This is a genomic window from Streptomyces sp. WM6378, assembly GCF_001279695.1.
Classification (GTDB): domain Bacteria; phylum Actinomycetota; class Actinomycetes; order Streptomycetales; family Streptomycetaceae; genus Streptomyces.
The window spans coordinates 61415-80394 of sequence record NZ_LGDD01000059.1 but is presented as its reverse complement, the minus strand read 5'-3'; the positions used below and the strand labels follow the sequence as shown (position 1 = coordinate 80394).

Genomic DNA, 18980 nt, shown 5'->3' with positions numbered 1-18980 from the left:
CCCACGGAGCTCTTACCCGGTCTTGGCCAGAATCCGGCACCGGCGCCCCCGACCTTGCAATACCGTGCCCCCGTGGACCAGTTGATCTCCCAGGACCCTACGCACATAGGCCCGTACCGCCTGATCGCCCGTCTGGGCGCCGGCGGTATGGGCCTGGTGTATCTGGGCCGTTCCGAGGCCGGGCGGACCGTTGCCGTCAAGGTCGTCCAGGCCGAGCACGCTCAGCACCCCGAGTTCCGCAGGCGCTTCGCCCGTGAGGTGGCGGCCGCCCGGCGGGTGGGCGGCGCCTGGACGGCGGACGTGCTCGATGCCGACACCGACGCCACCGTGCCTTGGGTCGCGACCCAGTACATCCCCGGGCCGGACCTGACCACCGTGGTGGGCAAGGACTTCGGGCCGCTGCCCGAGAACTCCGTGCGGGTCCTGGCCAACCGTCTCGCCCTCGCCCTGCAGGCGGTGCACGGGGCGGGGCTGATCCACCGCGACCTCAAGCCGTCCAACGTCCTTGTCACCGTGGACGGCCCCCGCGTCATCGACTTCGGAATCGCCCGGGCCATGGACGGCCTCACCGGGGACAGCCTGCACACCCGCACCGGCATGCTGATCGGCTCGCCCGGCTTCATGTCGCCGGAGCAGGTGCGCGGCCTCGAACTCACCCCGGCCAGCGACGTGTTCTGTCTGGGCGCCGTCCTCGTCCACGCGGCGACCGGCCGGCTGCTCTTCGGCGCCACGGAGACCGGCCTCAACGCCCACCTCTTCCGGATCGCCGAGGAGGAGGCGGACCTGACCGGCGTACCGGAGTCGCTGATCGGTCTCGTACGCGCGTGTCTCGACAAGGACCCGGCCAGGCGGCCCACTCCCCAGCAGGTGGCGGACCACACGGCGGCGGACACCGGCGAGGAGTGGCTGCCGGGCGCGGTCCTCGCCCAACTCGGCCGTCACGCGGCCGAGTTGCTGGACTTCGCGCCGCAGCATCCGGTTCCCGCGCCGAGAGTCCCCGCCGACCCGCGCGTTCCGTCCGGGCAGCCGCTGCCGCCGCCACCCGCGTACGCGCCCGCGACCCCGGCGCATCCCGTGTCCCCGCCGGGTGCGGCTCCCGCCCCGGCGGACCTCCAGAAGTCGCCGGTCCCGCACCCCAGACGCTGGTGGGGCCTCGCGGTGGTGGCTCTGGTGCAGCTCTTCGTGCTGCTCGACGCGACGTCCCTGCGCATGGCGCTGCCCGCCATCATGTCGGATCTGCACGCGTCGGCATCCGGCCTGAGCTGGGTGTTCTCCGCGTACGAACTGGCCTTTGGCGGGCTGCTGCTGCTCGGCGGTCAGCTCGCCGACCTGATCGGCCGCAAGCGGATGCTGATCGTCGGCCTCGTCGGTTTCGCGGTGGCCGGGGCGGTCGGTGGCGCGGCCCCGTCGTTCGACGTGCTGGTCGTGGCCCGCGCTCTGCAGGGAGCGTTCGCCGCACTCCTGTCGCCGGCCGCACTGGCCCTGGTGGCGGTCAACTTCCCCGACGGGAAGGCCCGGGGCAGGGCCTTCGGCAGCTACGCCGCGATCGCCGCGGGCGGCTCCGTCGTGGGCCTGCTCACCGGCGGCTGGCTCCTTGAGAACATGACCTGGCGCATGTGCCTGTACGTCGACGTGCCGCTCGCCGTGATCGCCGTGATCGGCGCGGCCGCCCTGCTCCAGGACCGCCCGCTCCGTACCAGCCGCCGCCCCGACCCGCTGGGTCTGCTGCTCGGCTCCGGCGGGATCGTCGCCCTCGTCTACGGCTTCCAGGAGACGGGCTCGCGCGGCTGGACCGACCTCCTGGTGCTCGCCCTGTTCGCGATCGGGCTCGCCCTGCTCACGGCGTTCGTGTTCTGGCAGTTCAACACGGCCGCCCCGCTCCTCGCGCCGTACATCCCCAGGGATCTCAGTCGCACCGGTTCCCTGGTCACGCTGTTCCTGACCGGCGCCGGCACGTTCACCCTGTTCCTGGTTCTGAACGCGTACTTGCAGAACTTCCGCGGCTACTCCCCGTCGGGGAGCGCCATGTACATGCTGCCCTCGGTCGCCGCGATCGTCATCGGCGCCACCCAGGTCTCCGCCCGCCTGGTACACCGCGTTCCGGCGCGCAACCTGATCGTGCCGGGCCTGCTGCTCGCCGGGGTCGGACTGGGGCTGCTGACGTTCCTCAAGGATGACAGCCCGTACGTCGCCGTCGCCCTGCCCGGCATGCTCCTCGCCGGGTTCGGGCTCGGGACGGCTCTGATGCCGCTCTACTCCATCGCGACGGGTGGCATCGCCGCGCAGGACTCCGGCGGTGGCGCGGCACTGACGAACACGGCCGGCCAGGTGGGCGGGGTACTCGGCTCCGCGTTGTTCGGCAGCGTCCTCGCCACGGCCGTCGCCTCCCGCCTGGAGGCGATCAAGGGACTTCCGCCGAGCCTTGCCGAGGTGGCCCGAAGCGGCCACGCCCTCAACCCGCGAGCGCTACCGGCGCCCCTGGCGGAGGCGATGAGGCAGGCCACGCTGGCCGGCTACACCGACGCCCTGTGGTGGTCGGCCGGCATCACGCTGCTCGCGGGGCTGGTCGGCGCGCTGCTGGTCAGGTCCACGCCGCGCTGAGGAGTGTGCCGGGTGCCACGCGGCACCCGGCACTCCCCCGGTCAGATGGGGAGGCTGTCGACGGTCGGGGCGACCGTGCCGAACAGGTCGGTGATCGTCGTCAGGCTCGCGTTCTTCAGCACCGGGGCCGGGATCGGCTTGCCGTCGGAGCCCGGCAGGGTGCGGGTGGCGGTGGCCTCGCCCACGACGGTGGGGCGGTAGCCCAGGTTGAAGGCGCCCTGGGCGGTGAAGGTCACACACATGTGGGTCATGAACCCGGCGAGGACCAGGTCGCCGCCGACGCCGAGTTCGCGCAGCATCTCCTGCAACTCGGTGTCGTGGAAGGAGTTCGGGAACCGCTTGACCACTACGGGCTCGCCCTTGAGGGGGGTGACCTGAGGGCAGATCGCCCCGATCTCGGCGCGGATGTCGTACGGCGTGCCCTCTCCCCCGTCGTTGACGACGTGGATCACCGGAATGCCGACGGCGCGCGCCGCGGACAGCAGCCGCGCCCCCGCGTCCAGCGCCTGCTCGGAGCCTTCCAGGGCCATGACTCCCGTGGTGTAGGTGTTCTGGAAGTCGATCATGATGAGGGCGGTGTCGCGCAGGCGCGGGAGCTGGTTGTCCAGGCCGATCACGTTCCGCAGGGTGGTGGCCGCGTTGTCCATGTGTGCCCTCTCTGTGGGTGGCTGACCCGTGTGTTGGAGTGGGGAGATGACGCTGCATCAGGTGAGGGTGCGTCAGGTGAGGGTGCGGAAGCGGCGGCGGTAGGCCGCCGGAGTGGCCCGGAGCTGTCTCTGGAACGCACGGTGCAGGGATTCCAGGGAGCCCAGGCCGGAGGCCGCCGCGATCTCCTGAAGCGACTGGTCGGTGCCCTCAAGGAGGCGCCGGGCCGCCTCCACCCTGGCCGCTTCGACATAGGCGGCGGGGCTGGTCCCGGTCTCCTTGCGGAAGACCCGGGCGAAGTGCCGCTCGCTCAGGCACATCCGCCGGGCCAGGACGGCGGCGGACAGGTCGCCCTCCAGATGGTCGGCGATGAACCTGCGCAGTTCGGCGCTGTCCCGGCGGGCCGGAGCGGGCCGGGACAGCGGCACGCTGAACTGGCTCTGCCCGCCCTGCCGCTTGAGGTACATGACAAGGAGCCGGGCGACCGCCAGCGCGGCCTCCTCCCCGTGGTCCTCGGCGACCAGTGCGAGCGAGAGGTCGAGGCAGGCGCTGATGCCCGCGCCGGTCCACACCCGTCCCGAGCGTACGAAGATGGGGTCCGGGTCGACCGTCACGCCGGGGTGCTCGCGGGCGAGCTGGGCCGCAGTCGACCAGTGCGTGGTCGCGGTGCGCCCCTCCAGTAACCCCGCGGCCGCCAGCACGTGCGCGCCCACGCACACCGACGCCACCCGCCTGGCTCGGGGCGCGGTGTCGCGCACCCACGCCACCACCCGGTCGTCGATCCGGGCGATGGGGCCTTCGGGTGTCATGTCCACCGCCCCCGGCACGATCAGCGTGTCCACCGCGGCGCCGACTTCGTCGAAGGCCAGATCGGCGAGCAGCCGCACCCCGGCCGAGGTGGCGACCTCGCCCCGCACCGGCCCGGCGAGCCGGACCTGATACTCGGACCTGCCCCCGATCACCCGGTTGGCCAGCGCGAAGACTTCGGCGGGGCCGGTCACGTCCAGAACGTCGACGTCCGCGAAGACCGCGATGACCACGCGATGGGGAGTGGGCATGCCACCATCATCGGGGCGGGCCCGGATGTCAGCAATGACGGTTTTCTGTCAGATCCGGCCATCGCCGCGGCGCGTCGGCCGAGAGTCTCCGCCCTCCGCCGACGCCCGCTCCCCCGGCCGTCCTTCAGGCGGCCTCCGCCGCCACGCGGATGTCGGCGCGCGGCCGCGTGTAGAGGCGGCCCCGCACTTCTCCACGGGCCAACCGGTCCATCGCTGCCGGGAGTTCGGTGAACGGGACCTCCTGCACCGTCGGCTTGAGCGCGCCGCTCGCCATGAGGTCGTACACCTCCCGCAGTTCGTCCTTGCTCGCGCCGAGGGAGCCGACGAGCTGGACGTTGCGCATCACCAGGGAAGCGATCGAAATCGGGGCGACGGCGCCGCCGAGTCCGACGAGCACCACACAGCCGCCTGGGCGCACGCTCTCCACGGCGGCAGCGGCCGTGGCGGGAACTCCGGCGAAGTCCACGATCACATCAGGGTGTTGGGCCGTGAGCTGCCGCACGTCCTGGAAGCACGCCGAGGCTCCGGCTTCGGTCGCCGGGCCGAAGGTGGCCGGGTTGATGTCGACCCCGTACACGGTCGCGCCCAGCAGTTTCGCGATCCGTACGCCGTTGAGGCCGAGGCCGCCGAGCCCTATGACGCCGACAGTCCGGCCGCGCCGCACCGAACCGGCCGTCCGTACCGCGTGATAGGCGGTGGCCACCGAGTCGGTCGCGACCGCGGCCTCGGCGAACGTCACGTTGTCCGGAATGTGCACCAGCGTGGACACATGGGCCAGCTCCTGCTCGGCGAATGCTCCGTCGTGTCCCACCCCGGGTGCGAAGCGGGCCGCTTCGATCGGGTGCGTGACCAGGGCGATGCCCACCCGATCGCCCACCGCGAAGCCCCGTACGCCGTCGCCCACCGAGGAGATCACCCCCGCGCCTTCGTGGCCGAGGGTCACCGGAGACTTGACGGTGAGGTCGCCGAGATCCATGCCGCTCATGATGTGGAGGTCCGAGTGGCAGAGGCCGGCCGCCTCTATGTCGACCACGACCCATTCCGGTCCGGGCTCCGGGTCCGGAACGGTCTCCATGTTGAGCGGCCGTCCCGCGCCGGCGAACCGCATGGCCTTCATCTGTACATCCCCACCTTCACCCCTGCGTCGCACAGGTGTTCCCTGTTCTGGTGGTTGAATTCCCAAGGTTCGGGCGTTTTATGCGTGTGAATCGTTTCAGCAGACAAGATCGCGACACGGGTGTGGCTGGTGCTGTCAACGGCGGCCCACGCCAAGGGAGTTGGGGCGGACCGCCGTCGGAATCCATCCGGGGAATCGGCGCGTTGGGCGCCGATTCCCGCGTTGCTCAGCTGCCGGTGATGGTCAGGTGCCGTAGACCTCCAGCTCGTAGACGCGGGCCGCGTCGCTCCCGCCTCCGCCGGTGTTGGAGGGGCTGGTGATGACGAGGCGTACGTAGCGCGCGGATCTGGCCGATACGGGGTGGTAGGTGCGGCTGGAGCGCGAGCCGGTGACGGTGGCCGCGGTGGTCCAGGCGGCGCCGTCGGTGCTGGTCTGGAGCTGGAAGGCGCCGGTGTTCCAGCCGGTGTTCTCGCCACCCAGACCGGCGTGTTTGACCACGAAGGAGGACACGTTCCGTACGGACCCGAGGTCGACTTGGAGTGAGGGGTTCGCCGCGGACGAGCACCACTTGCTGTTGTTCGTCAGGGAGCCGTCCACCGCCTTGTCGGCCGTCTCGGCGGACGCGCAGGCCGCCGATCCGGTCACCGGCTTGCCGAGTGCGATGTTGGTGCCGAGCTCCGGCGCGGCGGGCACCGGGGTGGCCCCGTCCTGGAACGACGGCGGCACGTCCTGGGCGCCGGTGCCCCAGGTGGTGCTGGGCGCGCCGCCCATCGTGTAGGTAAGGGTTGCGCCACCCGCGACGTCCGGGTAGCGCAGGTAACTGTGGCTGGTGGACGCGCCGTTGACGTCGAGCGCCTGGACGTAGGGGCCGGTCCCGGAGCTGTTGATGGTGATGTCCCCGGCCGCGCGCTGGATCAGGATGGAGGGGAACTGCGGCCCGTGCAGCGCGAGCGTGTCGGCGCCGGGCGTGGCCGGATACATGCCGAGCGCAGCCCACACGTACCAGGCCGAGGTCGCCCCGAGGTCGTCGTTGCCGGGCAGCCCACCGGCTCCCGTGGTGAACGACTCGGACATCACCTTGCGCACCGCGTCGGTGGCTCCGGCCGGGTGGCGAGCATAGTTGTAGGCCCACGGCACACCGTGCTCGGGCTCATTCCCTATGTAGTAGTAGGGCCTGCTCTGCCCGGCGTTGACCTCGGTGAAGTGGTGGTCGAGACGCTGGACGGCGGTCCCGGGGCCGCCCATGGAGTTGATCAGGTCGGAATAGTCGTACGGCACCATCCACGTGTACTGGGAGGCGTTGCCCTCGGTGAAGGTGGACTGGCTCGCCGGGTCGAGCGGCCAACTCCACGAGCCGTCGCTCTTGTGCTGCTGCACATAGGACGACTCGGAGTTGAATGTGTTGCGCCACCACTGGGCGCGCCCCATATGTGTGGTGTAGCTCGACGTGTCTCCGAGGGACTTCGCGAACTCGGCCACCGCGAAGTCGGACGCGGAGTATTCGAGGGAGTCGGAGGGGTCGTCGAGGTAGTGCAGGCTCATGTACGTGGACTGGCGTCCCCGTATGGCGCTGCCCTGTGCGGTGCCGCCGTTGGACGCCTTCTCCATCAGGGACAGGGCCGCCGAGGTGTCGAAGTCACGGGCCCCGAAGGCGTACATGCTGCTGACGATGATCGGGCCGGGGTCGCCCGTCATGACGAAGTCCTCGTTGGTCTGCTGCGACCACTTGGGCAGCAGCCCGCCTTGTTGTCCGTCCAGGACCATCGACTTGGCGATGTCGCTCGCCTCGGTGGGCGCGATGAGCGCGATGAGCGCCGCCCAGGACCGGTAGATGTCCCAGCCGGAGTAGTTCTGGTACACCGGCCTGGCCGAGTTGTGCACGGCGTTGTCGAAGCCCCGGTAGTCGCCGTTGACGTCGCTGGAGATGTTGGGGCTCTGGAGCACGTGGTAGAGCGCGGTGTAGAACTTCTGCTTGTCGGCGGCGCTGCCGCCGGAGACCTGGAGCCGGTTGAGCATCTGGTTCCAGGAGTTGTCGGCCGCGGTGCGGACGGCGCCGAAGTCCCAGCCGTTGTTCTCCGAGGTCACGTTGGCTCGCGCACCCGCGACGCTGACGTAGGACAGGCCGACCTTGAACTGGACCGCCGCGTTGCTGGTGGTGTCGAAGGTGACGTAGGCGCCGGTGTTGGTGCCCGACGCGCTGGCCGAGCCGTCGCGGACGGCGCCGCCGGACCAGGTTCCGAAGCCGGTCGGCGTCCGGTCGAAGCGCACGTCGAAGTAGATCTGGTACGTCTTGGACGAGCCGCAGAATCCACCCGCGGTCACGCTTCCGGTCAGCTCGTTGCCGTTGATGCGCACGCTTCCGGCGCGGTTTCCGGTGGCGCTGCGGCCGGTGTTGATCAGCAGCCGGGACGCGGTCGAGGCGGGATAGGTCAGCTTGCCCATGGCGGTGCGGGTGGTGGCGGACAGCTCCACATCGGTGGAATAGCGGTCGAGGCGGGTCTTGTAGTAGCCGGGCTTGGAGACCTCGTTCGCCTTGGTGTAACCGGAGGCGTAGCTCGTCCAGTTGGTACCGGGCGAGCTGCCCAGCGCGCCGGTGACCGGAAGGAGCGGCAGGTCCTCGTTGTTGGCGCAGCCCGCGCCGTCGAAGTGGGTGAGGCTGAAGTCCTCGACGGAGGTGTCCTTGTAGCGGTAGCCGGACGGGGAGGCGGTGGGGGTGTCCGGACCGAACTGCACACCGCCGAAGGGCACCACGGCCCCGGGGTAGGTGCTGCCTCCGGCGCCGCCCGGCACGGGGTTGGGGGCGTTGCTGTCGTCGGTGCCGATGAACGGGTCGACGTACTGGGTCAGCGGAAGCGCCGCCGCGTGGGCGGGCGCCACGGCGAGGCCGGCGAGCCCTAAGGCGGAGAGGGCGAGAGCGCTGAAGGCGCCGACGCATCGGGAGAGGCGTCTGGACCGGATCACTGATCCGGAGGAAGGCACGGAGCTGAGCACGAGGGGGGACCACCTTCTCGCAAAGGACCGCCCGCCGTCCGACGGCCGGCCTCGGGACGGGGATGCTCGATGTGCATGTGAACGTTACCAATCAACTCAGGATTGTTGAGGTGTCCCTGACCACCCGTCAAGGGGGGCGGGTGAAATCGAGCCCCGTGTTCACCTTCAGGCTCCGCCGCCGTCGGCCAGAGGGAGCAACCTCCGCCTGATCGGCGGATATTGACAACAGGTCAGCCGTGGCTGCCTCCGGACTTCCATGCATGGGAACGTTAACAAGCCGCAGTGTCCTCTCCGGCTGCTCCGCACCGGCCGTCGCAGGCACCCCGTTGGCCGCCTGACATGGGGCGTCGTCTGTCATCATCGAGCCGTCGCCGTGCCGGACCCGGGCACGGACCGGTCGATGAGGAGGCTCGTGAAGCGCCCGACGATGAAGGACGTGGCCCGCGCGGCGGGAGTGAGCCCCATGACCGTCTCGCGCGCGGTGTCGGGCGAGCCCGGGGTCTCGCCGGAGACCGCCGCCCGAGTCGAGCAGGCCATACGGCAGTTGGGCTACCAGCGCAACGACAACGCCCGCAACCTGCGGCAGAAGAACCTCCGCACGTCCACCATCGGTCTCGTCGTCGACGACCTGGCCAACCCGTTCTACGCGCTCATGGCCCGCTCCGTCGAGGACGAGGCGCATCGGCGCGGCTTTCTCGTCCTGGTCGGCAGCACCAACGACGAACCCCGCCGCGAACGCGAGGTCATAGCCGCGTTCACCGCCCGCCAGGTGGACGGTCTCATCCTGGTGCCGACCAACGGGGGCCACGGCTTCCTCAAGCAGCCGATGGAAGGCGGGACTTGCGTCGTCTGCGTCGACCGGCCCGCCAAGGGGCTGGCCGTCGACACCGTCACCGTCGACAACCGCGCGGGGGCCGAACGGGCCGTCAGCCACTTGCTCGGCCACGGACACACCCGGATCGCCTATCTCGGCGACCGGTTCGACATCTGGACCCAGCGCGAACGCCACGCCGGCTATCTCGACGCCCTGGCTTCCCACCACATACCCGAGGACCTGGCCCTCGTACGGCACGGACTGCGTTCGCGGTCCGACGCCGCGGCCGCCCTCGCCGAGCTGCGGGCGCTGCCCGATCCGCCCACGGCGCTGTTCACCACCAACGACCTGATCACGATCGGCGTGATGGACGGGCTCGGGCGCCCCGGCCCCGTCGCCCTCGTCGGATTCGACGACTTCCCGCTGGCCGACCGGCTCAGCCCGCCGCTCAGCGTCGTCAGCCAGGACCCGGTCGCACTCGGCGCGACGGCCGCGAACCTCCTGTTCTCCCGGATCGACGGCGACCGCTCAGCGCCCCGCTCCGTGGTGCTCCTGACCCGGCTCGTCGTCCGGGGGTCGGGATCGGTGGGGCGCGCTCGCGGTTAGCGGCGCCCTCTCGGCCGGTGGGCGCGTTCGCGGTTGACCGGGTCCCCTCGATCGGCGGGCGCGTTGGCGGTCGGCTGCCGTACCTCCGTTACCGGAGCACCCCCTCGGGCAGATAGGGCGACCGCATGGGGACGGGCCAGCCGATGCGGTGGGCGTGGCAGGCCAGGCCCAGAACGTCGAGGTTGACGGCGGCTTCCATGTCCTTGCCCCGGTCGCCCACCGTGTAGTGCTCGCGGTGTTCCTCCAAGGCGTCGGCCAGCGCGAGCGCGAAGCCCTGCTGGTCGCCTTGGACGAGCTGGGAAAGCAGCGAGACCGGTGGGGCCAGGAAGCTGCCGTCGGCCATCCGGGCGGCCGTCGTCAACGCGTGGTCCATCGCGGGCTCCGGGTCGACGCCGCGCAGATAGTCGTGCAACGCCGCGCAGTACGCCCCGCCGGGTGAGGGGTGGTCGTCCTCCACGAAGAACTCGGGCTCGACGAGGACGCAGTCGGCCAGCGGCCTGCGCGCGCCGACGACCAGGGCCAGCGCCACGGCCTGTTGCCACTGGTGCGGATTGGGCCGGTAGGAGCTGCGCCACGCCGGCAACAGCCGTGTCGTGCCGCCGATCGCGACCTCGACTTCCGTACCTGGCTCGGCCCGTGCCACCCGAAGGGCGCCCGCTCCCGCCTCGGCGCCGAGCAGCAGTGCCTCGTACTGGCACGGATCCGTCCCGTCCGGATCGAGCGCCGCTCGCACCAGGAAGCGCTGGCGCTGATCCGACATGAACGACGTCAGATCCCGTGCGAGCGCCTTCGGGTCTTCGCCGGGGTCGTGGAAGCGGTGCATTTCCTGCGCGGCGAAGTCGTCGTACAGGGACGGGTTCGCCGACTGCGCCGCGAAGGGGTGCGGCGGCCTCTCGACCACCAGGGGGCCGCTGGCGAGCGCGGTCACGGCATCGGCGCGCTTGTCCCGTCCGTACGCCCGGACCCGCGGCGCGCCCGGGGCGAAGCCCGTCACCAGTGCGTGCGGAAGGTATGCGGAGTCGATGCGCTGGGGCCAGCCGTGCCGCCGGTGAGCCATTGCCGCGAGCGCTATCGCGTCGAGCGGCAGGAGGCTCCGCGGCCCGGCGTCTCCTCCCGCGACGCGGCCGCGGTGCTGCTCCAACTGCGTTGCCAGGCAACGGGTGAAGCCCTCTTCGTCACCCGAGGCCAGGGCCCGCAGGGTGCTGAGGGCGGCCCGGTGGCCCGGCCAGTCGTCACCTTCGCCGAGCGTCGCGGTCACCATGTCGATCAGCGCGCACTTCTCGATGTCCTGGACCGGCCCCGGCGAGGCCGCGTGGTCCGGCCCCTCCTCGTGCCCGAAGGCGTACGCCATCAAGGCATGGACGAGCGCCACGTCGGCACGCCCCTCGTTCCCGCGCCACGGCGGGGCGGCCTCGATGAACACCTCGGCCTCGCGGTCCGAGATGTGCGCGAGGAACGCCAGGCAGAAGCCGTCCAGCCACTCGAAGGAACGGACCTGCCCGGCCCGGTCCGTGTCGCCCTCTTCCCGGTCGAACTCGCCTCCGTACGACACGCCTGCCCCGGCGTAGTCGATGAACACGTCGAACTGCCGCCCCGGAAACACCGTCAGCTCCAGAGCGCCCACCGCTGCGGCCGCCGCCGATCCGAGCGCGACCTCGGCGTCCTTGCCGCCCAGCTCGGGCAGCCGTGTCGACCGCGCCCCCAGGTAGTCGAGGAAGGCACCGGCGATGGTGCGCCAGCCCCGGGCGGGACGAGGGTCGTCCTGCATCCGGTGTACGTCCCCCGCGATCCGCTCGGCGAAGCCGGCCTCCGCGGCGGCCAACGCCGCCTCACCGATTCGATGGCGCTCGATCCGCACCTCTGCCTCCTGACGAGTCCCCGTTCGATCTTGCCCTGCCAGCATAGGAAGGGGGTCTGACAATGCGCCGGGTCGGCGGCAGCCCAGGACTCATGACAGGCCCCACGGCGTCTTTGTCATCATTTGGTCACATGGACGTGCGATCGTGGTCTTGCCTGCTTGGCCACCTGGCGCCACGAAGTTTTCGGATCAGATCGGAAATGAAGACTTCCGACTGGAACGCCTTCGTATGTTCCTGGCGTCTAGGCGGCCGACAGCGCAGAGCACAGGGCGAGATCAGCACAGCAAGGCGGGCTGCACTACGTATGAACGAGAAGAACAGCGCGAAGGCGGGCGGGCTTTCCGGCAAGGAGGCGGTACCGGGCGACGAGGCCGATGCGGTGAAGGCGGCGGAGGAAGCGGCTGAGCGGCCCGAGACCCGGCCGGATTCGACGCAGTCGGACCGGGCCGGCGAGGCGGCGGACGAGGTCGGCCCCAACTCCGGCCGCCCCGAGCCGACTCGGGACCAAGCGGATCGGGCGACTCCGGCCGACCAGGCCGATTCGACCGACCGGGTCGAAAAGACCCTGCTCGCCGTGCCCCCGGCGTCTGGGCAGGACCCGGCTCGCCCGACGGCGAAAGAGGCCTCCAAGCCCGCCGAGGACCACGCCGACGGCGCAGCCGACGACAGCGAGGCCGCCCGCGACCCACGCGCCGACGGCGCCACGTCCAGTACCCCGCCGAACGACGAGCAGCCCGAACAACGCGAAGAGCGCGAAGAACAGCCCAAGGAACAGGGCGAAGAGCGGCCCGAGGCCGACGCACCCGAGTCAACCGAGGCACCCGCGAAGCCCAGCCCGGCCTCCGCCACCACACCGGTACGCAGCCCGGAGTCCGCCCCGGACGCGGACCCGGAGTCGGCATCGGCATCGGTCCCGGAGTCGGACTCCGCGCGGAAGCCCCCAGCCCCCTCCTGGGCCACCCGCAGAGAGTCGGATTCCGAGCGGACCAGCGAGTTCATCGCGCTGAAGCCGGACCTGCCGAGCCCGGCATCGCCCCACCCCATCGTCCCGACCCCTCTGCCAGCGTCGCCCGGCGAGAAGCCCGGCACGAGTTCCGCCGAGTCGGAACGCACCCGGGAGTTCGCCGCTCCCTCACGCGCGGACAGCGACCGCACCATGGCGCTGACCCGGCCGCCCGCCCCCGCCGCCACGGCGCCCGCAACCGCGTCCGGCGCCGGCGATTCCGCAGGTCCGCCGCCCCCGCTCGACCTGCTCGCGCAGCTGACGAACACCCCGCCGAAGCCCGAGACTGTGGGCCGTACGGTCGCGCGAAGGATCAAGATCTGGGGCACCCTGGTGGCGCTGCTCGCCGTGGTCCTGGTGACGGTCCAGGCGCTGCGTCCCCTCCCGACGCCGACGCTCAAGCTCACCGGCAAGTCGAGCCACACCGCCGACGGCGGCGCCCTGTCGCTGCCCTGGCCCACCGAGGGGCAGGCTGTGGTCGACATCGACGGCTTGGGCCGGATGGGCACGTACGGAGAGATGAAGCCGCTGCCCATCGGCAGCGTGGCCAAGGTGATGACCACGTACCTCATCCTGCGGGACCACCCGCTCAAGGCCGGTGACAAGGGGCCTTCGATCCCGGTCGACCAGAAGGCGCAGGACGACTACACCAACGGCGTCAAGGAGAAGGAGTCGGTCGTCGAGGTGAAGGCGGGTCAGCAGATCTCCGAACGGGAGGCCCTGCAGGCCGTCATGCTGCCCTCGGCGAACAACGTGGCCCGCCTGCTGGCCCGTTGGGACGCATCGACGGAGGAGGCGTTCATCAAGAAGATGAACGACACCGCCAAGGAACTCGGGATGACCAACACGACGTACACCGACGCGAGCGGACTCATGGAGTCCACGGTCAGCACGGCCGAGGACCAGGTGAAGCTGGCCAAGCGCGCCATGGCGGATCCCGTCTTCCGGCAGATCGCCAAGCAGCCGTCGTACCAGTCGACGACGACATCCGGTGGCGGCACGGTGGAGACGGCCAGGACGCAGTACAACTTCAACAAGCTCGTCCCGCTGAACGGAGTCGTCGGCATCAAGACAGGGTCCACGACCAAGGCGGGCGGCAACCTGCTGTTCGCGGCCGAGACGACGGTCGGCGACAGCAAGCAGCTGGTCATCGGCGCCGTGTTCGGCCAGCACAAGACGCCCATCATCGACACCGCGACGGCGGCCAGCAAGAGCCTGATCCTGGCCGCGGACAAGGCGCTCAGGAACGAGACGGTGGTGAAGAAGGGCGAGGTGGTCGGCCAAGTGGAGGACGGGCTCGGCGGTACGGTCCCGGTCGTGGCGGCCAAGGACCTGACCGTGCCCGTGTGGTCCGGCGCCTCGGTCGCGCTCAAGCTGACGGACGGCGGCAAGGCGCTGCCGCACTCGGCCAAGGCCGGTACGGAGGTCGGCATGCTGACCGTGGGCAGCGGAACCGGCGAGGCGAAGGTGCCGGTCACGCTCAAGGACGACCTGGCCGAGCCCTCGTTCGGCGCGAAGCTCACCCGGCTCGGCTGAGCCAGTAGGCGACGAGAGGTCTCGCGGCCCCGCCGGTTTCGGTGGGGCCGCGCGGTCGTTACGGGTCAGCAGGGGACGGCTCCTCCGCACTGGCAGGGCCCGCCGCTCTGGCATCCGCACTGGCAGCTCGGCCCGCAGGAGCAGTTGGCCGCGCGGATCGGCGGGGCCGTCGCAGGGCGGGGTGTCGTGAATGGCGAGGTCGGTGGAGCGGTCGGAAGAACAGGCTGCTCGGGAATCATGGTCAAGATCCTTCCCTGGTGCGCTGTTTCAGTCACGAGTCAACTCCAGGCCCCGCCGGCCGTCAACGCCCTTGTCCAGTACTGGAGTTCGGCCGCCCGAACCGCCTACGGCCAGGAGCCGTACTTCTCCTCAGAGCAGCTGGCGTACCCCATTCGGCCACACCGGCCCACACCCGACGGGCTCGTTGTCAGTGGTGCGCGGCACGATGGTGGGCAGGCTGAACGACAGGCGCACGCAGAGCCCCGTGCGTTCGGCACGGAATTGGGTTCGGTCCGACGAGGGAGTCCGGGATGACGTCCAGGTTCAGGTTCGGGGCACGTACGGCGGGTGGCACACGCCCCGCGAGCGGGACACGACTCCCGGCGCTGCCGGTCGCCGCGGCGCTGCTCACCGCGACCGTCGCGCTGTACATGGCGCTCGTCGCCTTCGGCAACATCACCGACTTCGACACCAACCGCCAGTTCGTCCGTCACGTCCTCGCGATGGACACCACGTTCAAGGACCCGGATCTCATGTGGCGGGCCATCACGTCGAGCACGCTCCAGGACATCGCGTACGTCCTGATCATCGCCTGGGAGACGCTGGCGGCCCTGGTGCTCATAGCGGCGGCCGGCGTGTGGTTCGGCGGGCTGCGGCGCGGGGCCGGTTTCGGGCGGGCCCGGCGGCTGAGCACCATGGGGCTGCTGATGGTGCTGCTGCTGTTCGGCGCCGGGTTCATCGCCGTCGGCGGGGAGTGGTTCTCGATGTGGCAGTCCAAGTCCTGGAACGGCCTCGACGCGGCGGCCCGCAACTTCATGGTGGCGGGCATCGTCCTGGTGATCGTCCACCTGCCGGGCACCAGCTCGCCGGCGGAGTAGTCGGCCCTCGCGCAGGTCACGGGCCGCATCCTGCGGGCGGCGAACGTCCCCGCACGGGCCCCGCTCACGAGAGGCGTTTCCCGGCCAAGTCGCAGGGGCGTCGATTTTGCGCCCGGCTCGACAATCGGTCGCATTCGGCTTGGAGTTGAGCGGATCCGGTCGACTCCCAGTCGGGAGTGGTCGCCGGACTCCACAGACAAGGTGCATAATGCATGTGTAGCCCTTCGCGCGTCCCCCGTCGCGAAGGGCTACACCTGCTTGCCACGGCCACGCACCCTGGACGCGCCAGGCGCGCAGGGCACAGCAGCCACCCGAGCAAGGAACTCCCCTCGTGGCCCCTTGTTCGTGTTTTTTCGAGTTAACAGTGACGTAGAGTGTTTCCGCAAGTCCGGTTCCGATCACGGAGCAAGATGTTCCGTTTTGTCGCCGACGGCCGTGGCCGACAGCCTCCCCGTCGACCGGGCTCCTCGACCAAGGTCAGTTAAAGTACGAATCCGTTGACCGAATCGAACATCGCGCATCGTCGGACAGCGCACGAGCGGCGGACGTGGACGTGGGGACCCTGATGGACAACGGCGAAGAGCGCACTCCCGAGCTGACGACGTTGCAGCAAAAGGTCGAGTACATGGTCGAGAAGACCTTTCCGGGAGAGAAGATTTCCGGCCGGGTCTTCGCCGATCTCGTCAAGGAGCGGGGCGGCTCGCTCTCGCACAGCTATTTCTCCAACATCCTCGCCGGCAAGGTCACCAACCCCTCGGAGGAGATCCTCAAGGCGCTCGGGCTCGGCTTCGGCGTGGACTGGCGCTTCTTCAAGGACGAGTCCGAGGTGGTCGACGACGTCGTGGCGGGGCTCCAGTTCCTCGCGAAGCGGCGTACCGGGGAGATCAGCGGTCTGGCGGGCCGCGGCATCGACGACGACGGGCTCGACCCGGAGCTGCTCCAGTTCGTCCTCTCCCTCCTTGAGGACAACAAGGACGGGCGGGACAACGGGCCCGAAGCCGCCCCTGGCGGACAGCCCGGGTAGCCGCCACCGCGTGTTCATGACGATTGGCTAAGATCGCAGACCGCTTGTCACACACGCGTGACTACGATCAAGAGGTCTCAATGTCCATGCGCGAGCTGCGGAGAGAGTGCGAAGCCGGACTGGCGGATCTGCCCATCCCGGCCCCGTTCAGCATCCCGGGGCTCGTGGCGAACATGGAAGAGGCCCGTGGTCGCACGATCGTGCTGCACGAACTGCCCGACCGTCTGGCCCGCGTGAACGCCGCGTGCGGTCTCCGCCTCAAGTCGGGCGGCACCAGTTTCGTGCTCTACCGCAAGCGCCCGACCCTCTACCAGACCCAGCACGTCATCCTGCACGAGCTGTGCCACGAGTGGTTCGACCACGGTACGACCCTGAACGCGGACCAGCTGCGCCAGCTGCTTCCAGTCTTCAACACGTCGCTGATCAACCGGGTTCTCGCCACCGACGAGCCGGCCGCACGGGCCGATCCCGCCGAGCCCGCGGCTGATGAGCCCGCGGCCGACGAGCCGGATGGCCTGCCGCCCGCGGTCACCGAGGCGTTCCGCTCCGGCGGTCCCATCCAGGCGCGGGCCCAGTACGACACCCACGACGAGCGGATCGCCGAGTTCGGCGCCTCGCTCATTCCCCGCATGGCCCGCGACGTGACCAGCGACGACATGGTCGGGCGGCTCGCCAACTCCCTCTCCCGGCCCGTCGCCCACCGGCGCCGCGGTTTCTTCCGCCGTTCGTAGCCCGCTCCCCCTCCTGTCCCCCTCCCCGTCCCCCGAGGAATCCCCTTGACCGCGCTTGACCTTGCCGGCTATCTCATAGCCGGCGTGATGACCGCCGTCGCCCTGTGGCGCATGCCCGCAGCGCTCTGGGGCGACGAGGAGGACAAACGCAGGCGCGCCCTGTGGGGCTGCTACGCCGGCTTCGCCGTCGCCCTGTGGACCAAGACCAAGGTCGTGCGCATCGGGCTCAACAACAGCCCCGTCGTCGACCTCGCCGTACTGATCAAGCACTACACGGCGACCATCGCGATCCTGGCGATCCTCAGCTACATCGTGGCGATCTACGGGCACTTCCCGGAGGGTGGCGCCATCCCCCGCCACGTCCGGTTCGCGCGGATCATCCAGCAGGTGGCGGCCAAGGCGTCCGTCGCCACGCTGATCCTGCTGACCGTGCTCTTCTTCACCGTGGTCGACCGCTCGTACGCCTCGGACCGGTTCGTCTCCGATCACGCCGGGCAGTGGGGCGCCACGCTCTACATGAGCGTGTTCTACCTGTACTTGGGTGCCGCCTCCGCCGTCTGCGCCTATCAGTGGGCGCTCGCCACCGCCGGGGCCACGGCCCGCCATCTGCGGATCGGGCTCGGCATGATGACGTTCGCCATGTTCATCGGCGTCGGTTACACCCTCAGCCGCACCCTGTTCCTGTGGATCAGCGTCGCCGACCAGCCGAGCCCGTCCTTCGCCCTGAAGTTCGACGAGATCACCGAGGCGGCCCAGGTCGTCCTGTTCGCGTTCTTCGCGCTCGGCGCGTCCATCCCCGCGTTCAGCAAGGGCTGGCGCCGGGTGCGGCTGTGGCGGGCGCAGGCCCGGCTGCATCCGCTGTGGCGGGAGCTGATGACGGCCTTCCCCGACCAGCCCTTCGAGCCGCCGGCCTCGCTCACCCGCGAGCTGACCCGGTTCGGCACCCCGGCGGACCTGCGGATCGACCGGTGGGCCGCCGACATCGCGGACGCCGTCGAGAAGCTGCGCCACTACGTGCCGGACAGCCTGCTTCCGGCCGCCAAGCGGGCCGCCTCCCACGACAGCCCGCGCGCCGAGAGCGAGGGGCCGCTCGCCGAGGCGTACTGGATCAAGGCGGCGCTCGCCGCCAAGGCCGCCGGCGCCGCCGCGGGCGATGCCGCGGCCGTCGACACCATGCACGCCACCGACCAGGACGGCGAAGTCGCCCGGCTGGTGCGGGTGGCCGCCGCCTACCGGACCATCAGCGCCGAGCGCGCCCGCAGCGTCCTGGACTCCCTGGAGAAGACCGCGTGAGCGACACCCTGACCGAGGCCGACAGCCGTACGACGGCCACGGCCCGCACCGTCACCGACGTCCTGCAGCCCCGCAACGTCCTGCTCGCCGGAATGCTGGGCATCGGCCTGGCCGCGGCCGGCGAGTGGACCGGCCTGCTGTGGGGCCTGCTCGGCGCGCTGTGCGCGGGGCTCATACCGGCCGGCTACATCGAGTGGGAGCGCAAGCGCGGCACCTGGGGCGACCGGCATGTCGTCGACCGCACCAAGCGGGCGCCGATCTTCTTCGTCATCCTCGGGTCGATCGGGGCCGGCTCGGTCGTCATGGTGCTCGGCCATGCCCCGGTCGGCATCCTGACCGCGATGCTCGCCCTGTGGGTGATGACGATCTTCCTGCTCGCCGTGAACACGGTCTGGAAGATCTCGGTGGACTCCGCCGTCGCCTCGGCGGTCGTGGCGCTGCTCGCCGTGGTGCACTCCCCCTGGTGGCTGCTCGCCTACGCGATCACGGCCGTGGTGTGCTGGTCGCGGGTCGCCCTGACCTACCACACGGTCATGCAGACGGTCGCGGGCGGCGCGCTCGGCGCGGCCACTTCGGCGGCGTTCCTGTTCGTCTGAACCCGGGCG

Annotated in this window: 13 protein-coding genes; 8 read left to right on the top strand and 5 right to left on the bottom strand. The window is 70.4% G+C overall.

Annotation, left to right across the window (positions count from 1 at the left end):
- Nucleotides 1-72 precede the first annotated feature (72 nt).
- The gene (locus tag ADK54_RS43095) at nt 73-2601 is read left to right on the top strand and encodes an MDR family MFS transporter (RefSeq protein WP_078966216.1); all 2529 of its coding nucleotides are present in this window, start codon (nt 73-75) and stop codon (nt 2599-2601) included.
- 41 nt (nt 2602-2642) lie between these two features.
- Here ADK54_RS43095 and ADK54_RS08435 read toward each other — a convergent pair whose 3' ends face one another.
- The 4 genes from ADK54_RS08435 to ADK54_RS08420 form a co-directional block, all read right to left on the bottom strand.
- Nucleotides 2643-3248 carry a cysteine hydrolase family protein gene (locus tag ADK54_RS08435; RefSeq protein ID WP_053724910.1) on the bottom strand — a complete coding sequence of 202 codons (606 nt, stop codon included), beginning with the start codon at nt 3246-3248 and terminating at the stop codon, nt 2643-2645.
- Nucleotides 3249-3320: 72 nt separating this feature from the next.
- Nucleotides 3321-4304, bottom strand: a complete 984-nt coding sequence (locus tag ADK54_RS08430) for a GlxA family transcriptional regulator (RefSeq protein WP_053724909.1) — start codon at nt 4302-4304, stop codon at nt 3321-3323.
- 124 nt (nt 4305-4428) lie between these two features.
- Entirely contained in the window at nt 4429-5421 is a 993-nt protein-coding gene (locus tag ADK54_RS08425) for an arabinose dehydrogenase (RefSeq protein ID WP_053724908.1), read from the bottom strand.
- Between the two features lie 243 nt (nt 5422-5664).
- Nucleotides 5665-8412 carry a GH92 family glycosyl hydrolase gene (locus tag ADK54_RS08420; protein ID WP_199826902.1) on the bottom strand — a complete coding sequence of 916 codons (2748 nt, stop codon included), beginning with the start codon at nt 8410-8412 and terminating at the stop codon, nt 5665-5667.
- A 412-nt stretch (nt 8413-8824) separates the two neighbouring features.
- Between ADK54_RS08420 and ADK54_RS08415 the strand changes: the two genes are divergently transcribed.
- Complete coding sequence (locus ADK54_RS08415) at nt 8825-9832, top strand: LacI family DNA-binding transcriptional regulator (RefSeq protein ID WP_234391964.1); 1008 nt, start codon at nt 8825-8827, stop codon at nt 9830-9832.
- A gap of 88 nt (nt 9833-9920) precedes the next feature.
- On the opposite strand, the gene ADK54_RS08410 is transcribed toward ADK54_RS08415, so the two are convergent.
- Nucleotides 9921-11690 carry an immunity 49 family protein gene (locus tag ADK54_RS08410; protein WP_053724907.1) on the bottom strand — a complete coding sequence of 590 codons (1770 nt, stop codon included), beginning with the start codon at nt 11688-11690 and terminating at the stop codon, nt 9921-9923.
- Between the two features lie 305 nt (nt 11691-11995).
- On the opposite strand from ADK54_RS08410, the gene ADK54_RS08405 reads away from it, so the two are divergent.
- From ADK54_RS08405 to ADK54_RS08380, 6 genes are all read left to right on the top strand, one after another.
- Nucleotides 11996-14230, top strand: a complete 2235-nt coding sequence (locus tag ADK54_RS08405; protein WP_078966214.1) for a D-alanyl-D-alanine carboxypeptidase — start codon at nt 11996-11998, stop codon at nt 14228-14230.
- Between the two features lie 530 nt (nt 14231-14760).
- Nucleotides 14761-15327 (top strand): DUF2165 domain-containing protein, encoded by a 567-nt coding sequence (locus tag ADK54_RS08400; RefSeq protein ID WP_078966213.1) that lies wholly within the window; start codon nt 14761-14763, stop codon nt 15325-15327.
- Nucleotides 15328-15892: 565 nt separating this feature from the next.
- Nucleotides 15893-16351: a hypothetical protein gene (locus ADK54_RS08395; RefSeq protein ID WP_053724956.1), complete on the top strand. Its 459-nt coding sequence runs from the start codon at nt 15893-15895 to the stop codon at nt 16349-16351.
- 80 nt (nt 16352-16431) lie between these two features.
- Complete coding sequence (locus ADK54_RS08390) at nt 16432-17082, top strand: hypothetical protein (protein WP_053724906.1); 651 nt, start codon at nt 16432-16434, stop codon at nt 17080-17082.
- Nucleotides 17083-17127: 45 nt separating this feature from the next.
- On the top strand, nt 17128-18375 hold the full coding sequence (locus ADK54_RS08385) for an MAB_1171c family putative transporter (protein ID WP_053724905.1): 1248 nt from the start codon (nt 17128-17130) through the stop codon (nt 18373-18375).
- The gene (locus ADK54_RS08380) at nt 18372-18971 is read left to right on the top strand and encodes a hypothetical protein (protein ID WP_053724904.1); all 600 of its coding nucleotides are present in this window, start codon (nt 18372-18374) and stop codon (nt 18969-18971) included. The genes ADK54_RS08385 and ADK54_RS08380 overlap by 4 nt, the downstream gene beginning before the upstream one ends.
- Nucleotides 18972-18980 lie beyond the last annotated feature (9 nt).

Bases quoted from the DNA above. Each gene is read 5' to 3' on its own strand.
- ADK54_RS08395 (WP_053724956.1), top strand. From the start codon at position 15,893: ATGGACAACGGCGAAGAGCGCACTCCCGAGCTGACGACGTTGCAGCAA.
- ADK54_RS08405 (WP_078966214.1), top strand. From the start codon at position 11,996: ATGAACGAGAAGAACAGCGCGAAGGCGGGCGGGCTTTCCGGCAAGGAG.
- ADK54_RS08425 (WP_053724908.1), bottom strand. From the start codon at position 5,421: ATGAAGGCCATGCGGTTCGCCGGCGCGGGACGGCCGCTCAACATGGAG.
- ADK54_RS08435 (WP_053724910.1), bottom strand. From the start codon at position 3,248: ATGGACAACGCGGCCACCACCCTGCGGAACGTGATCGGCCTGGACAAC.
- ADK54_RS08390 (WP_053724906.1), top strand. From the start codon at position 16,432: ATGTCCATGCGCGAGCTGCGGAGAGAGTGCGAAGCCGGACTGGCGGAT.
- ADK54_RS08430 (WP_053724909.1), bottom strand. From the start codon at position 4,304: ATGCCCACTCCCCATCGCGTGGTCATCGCGGTCTTCGCGGACGTCGAC.
- ADK54_RS08400 (WP_078966213.1), top strand. From the start codon at position 14,761: ATGACGTCCAGGTTCAGGTTCGGGGCACGTACGGCGGGTGGCACACGC.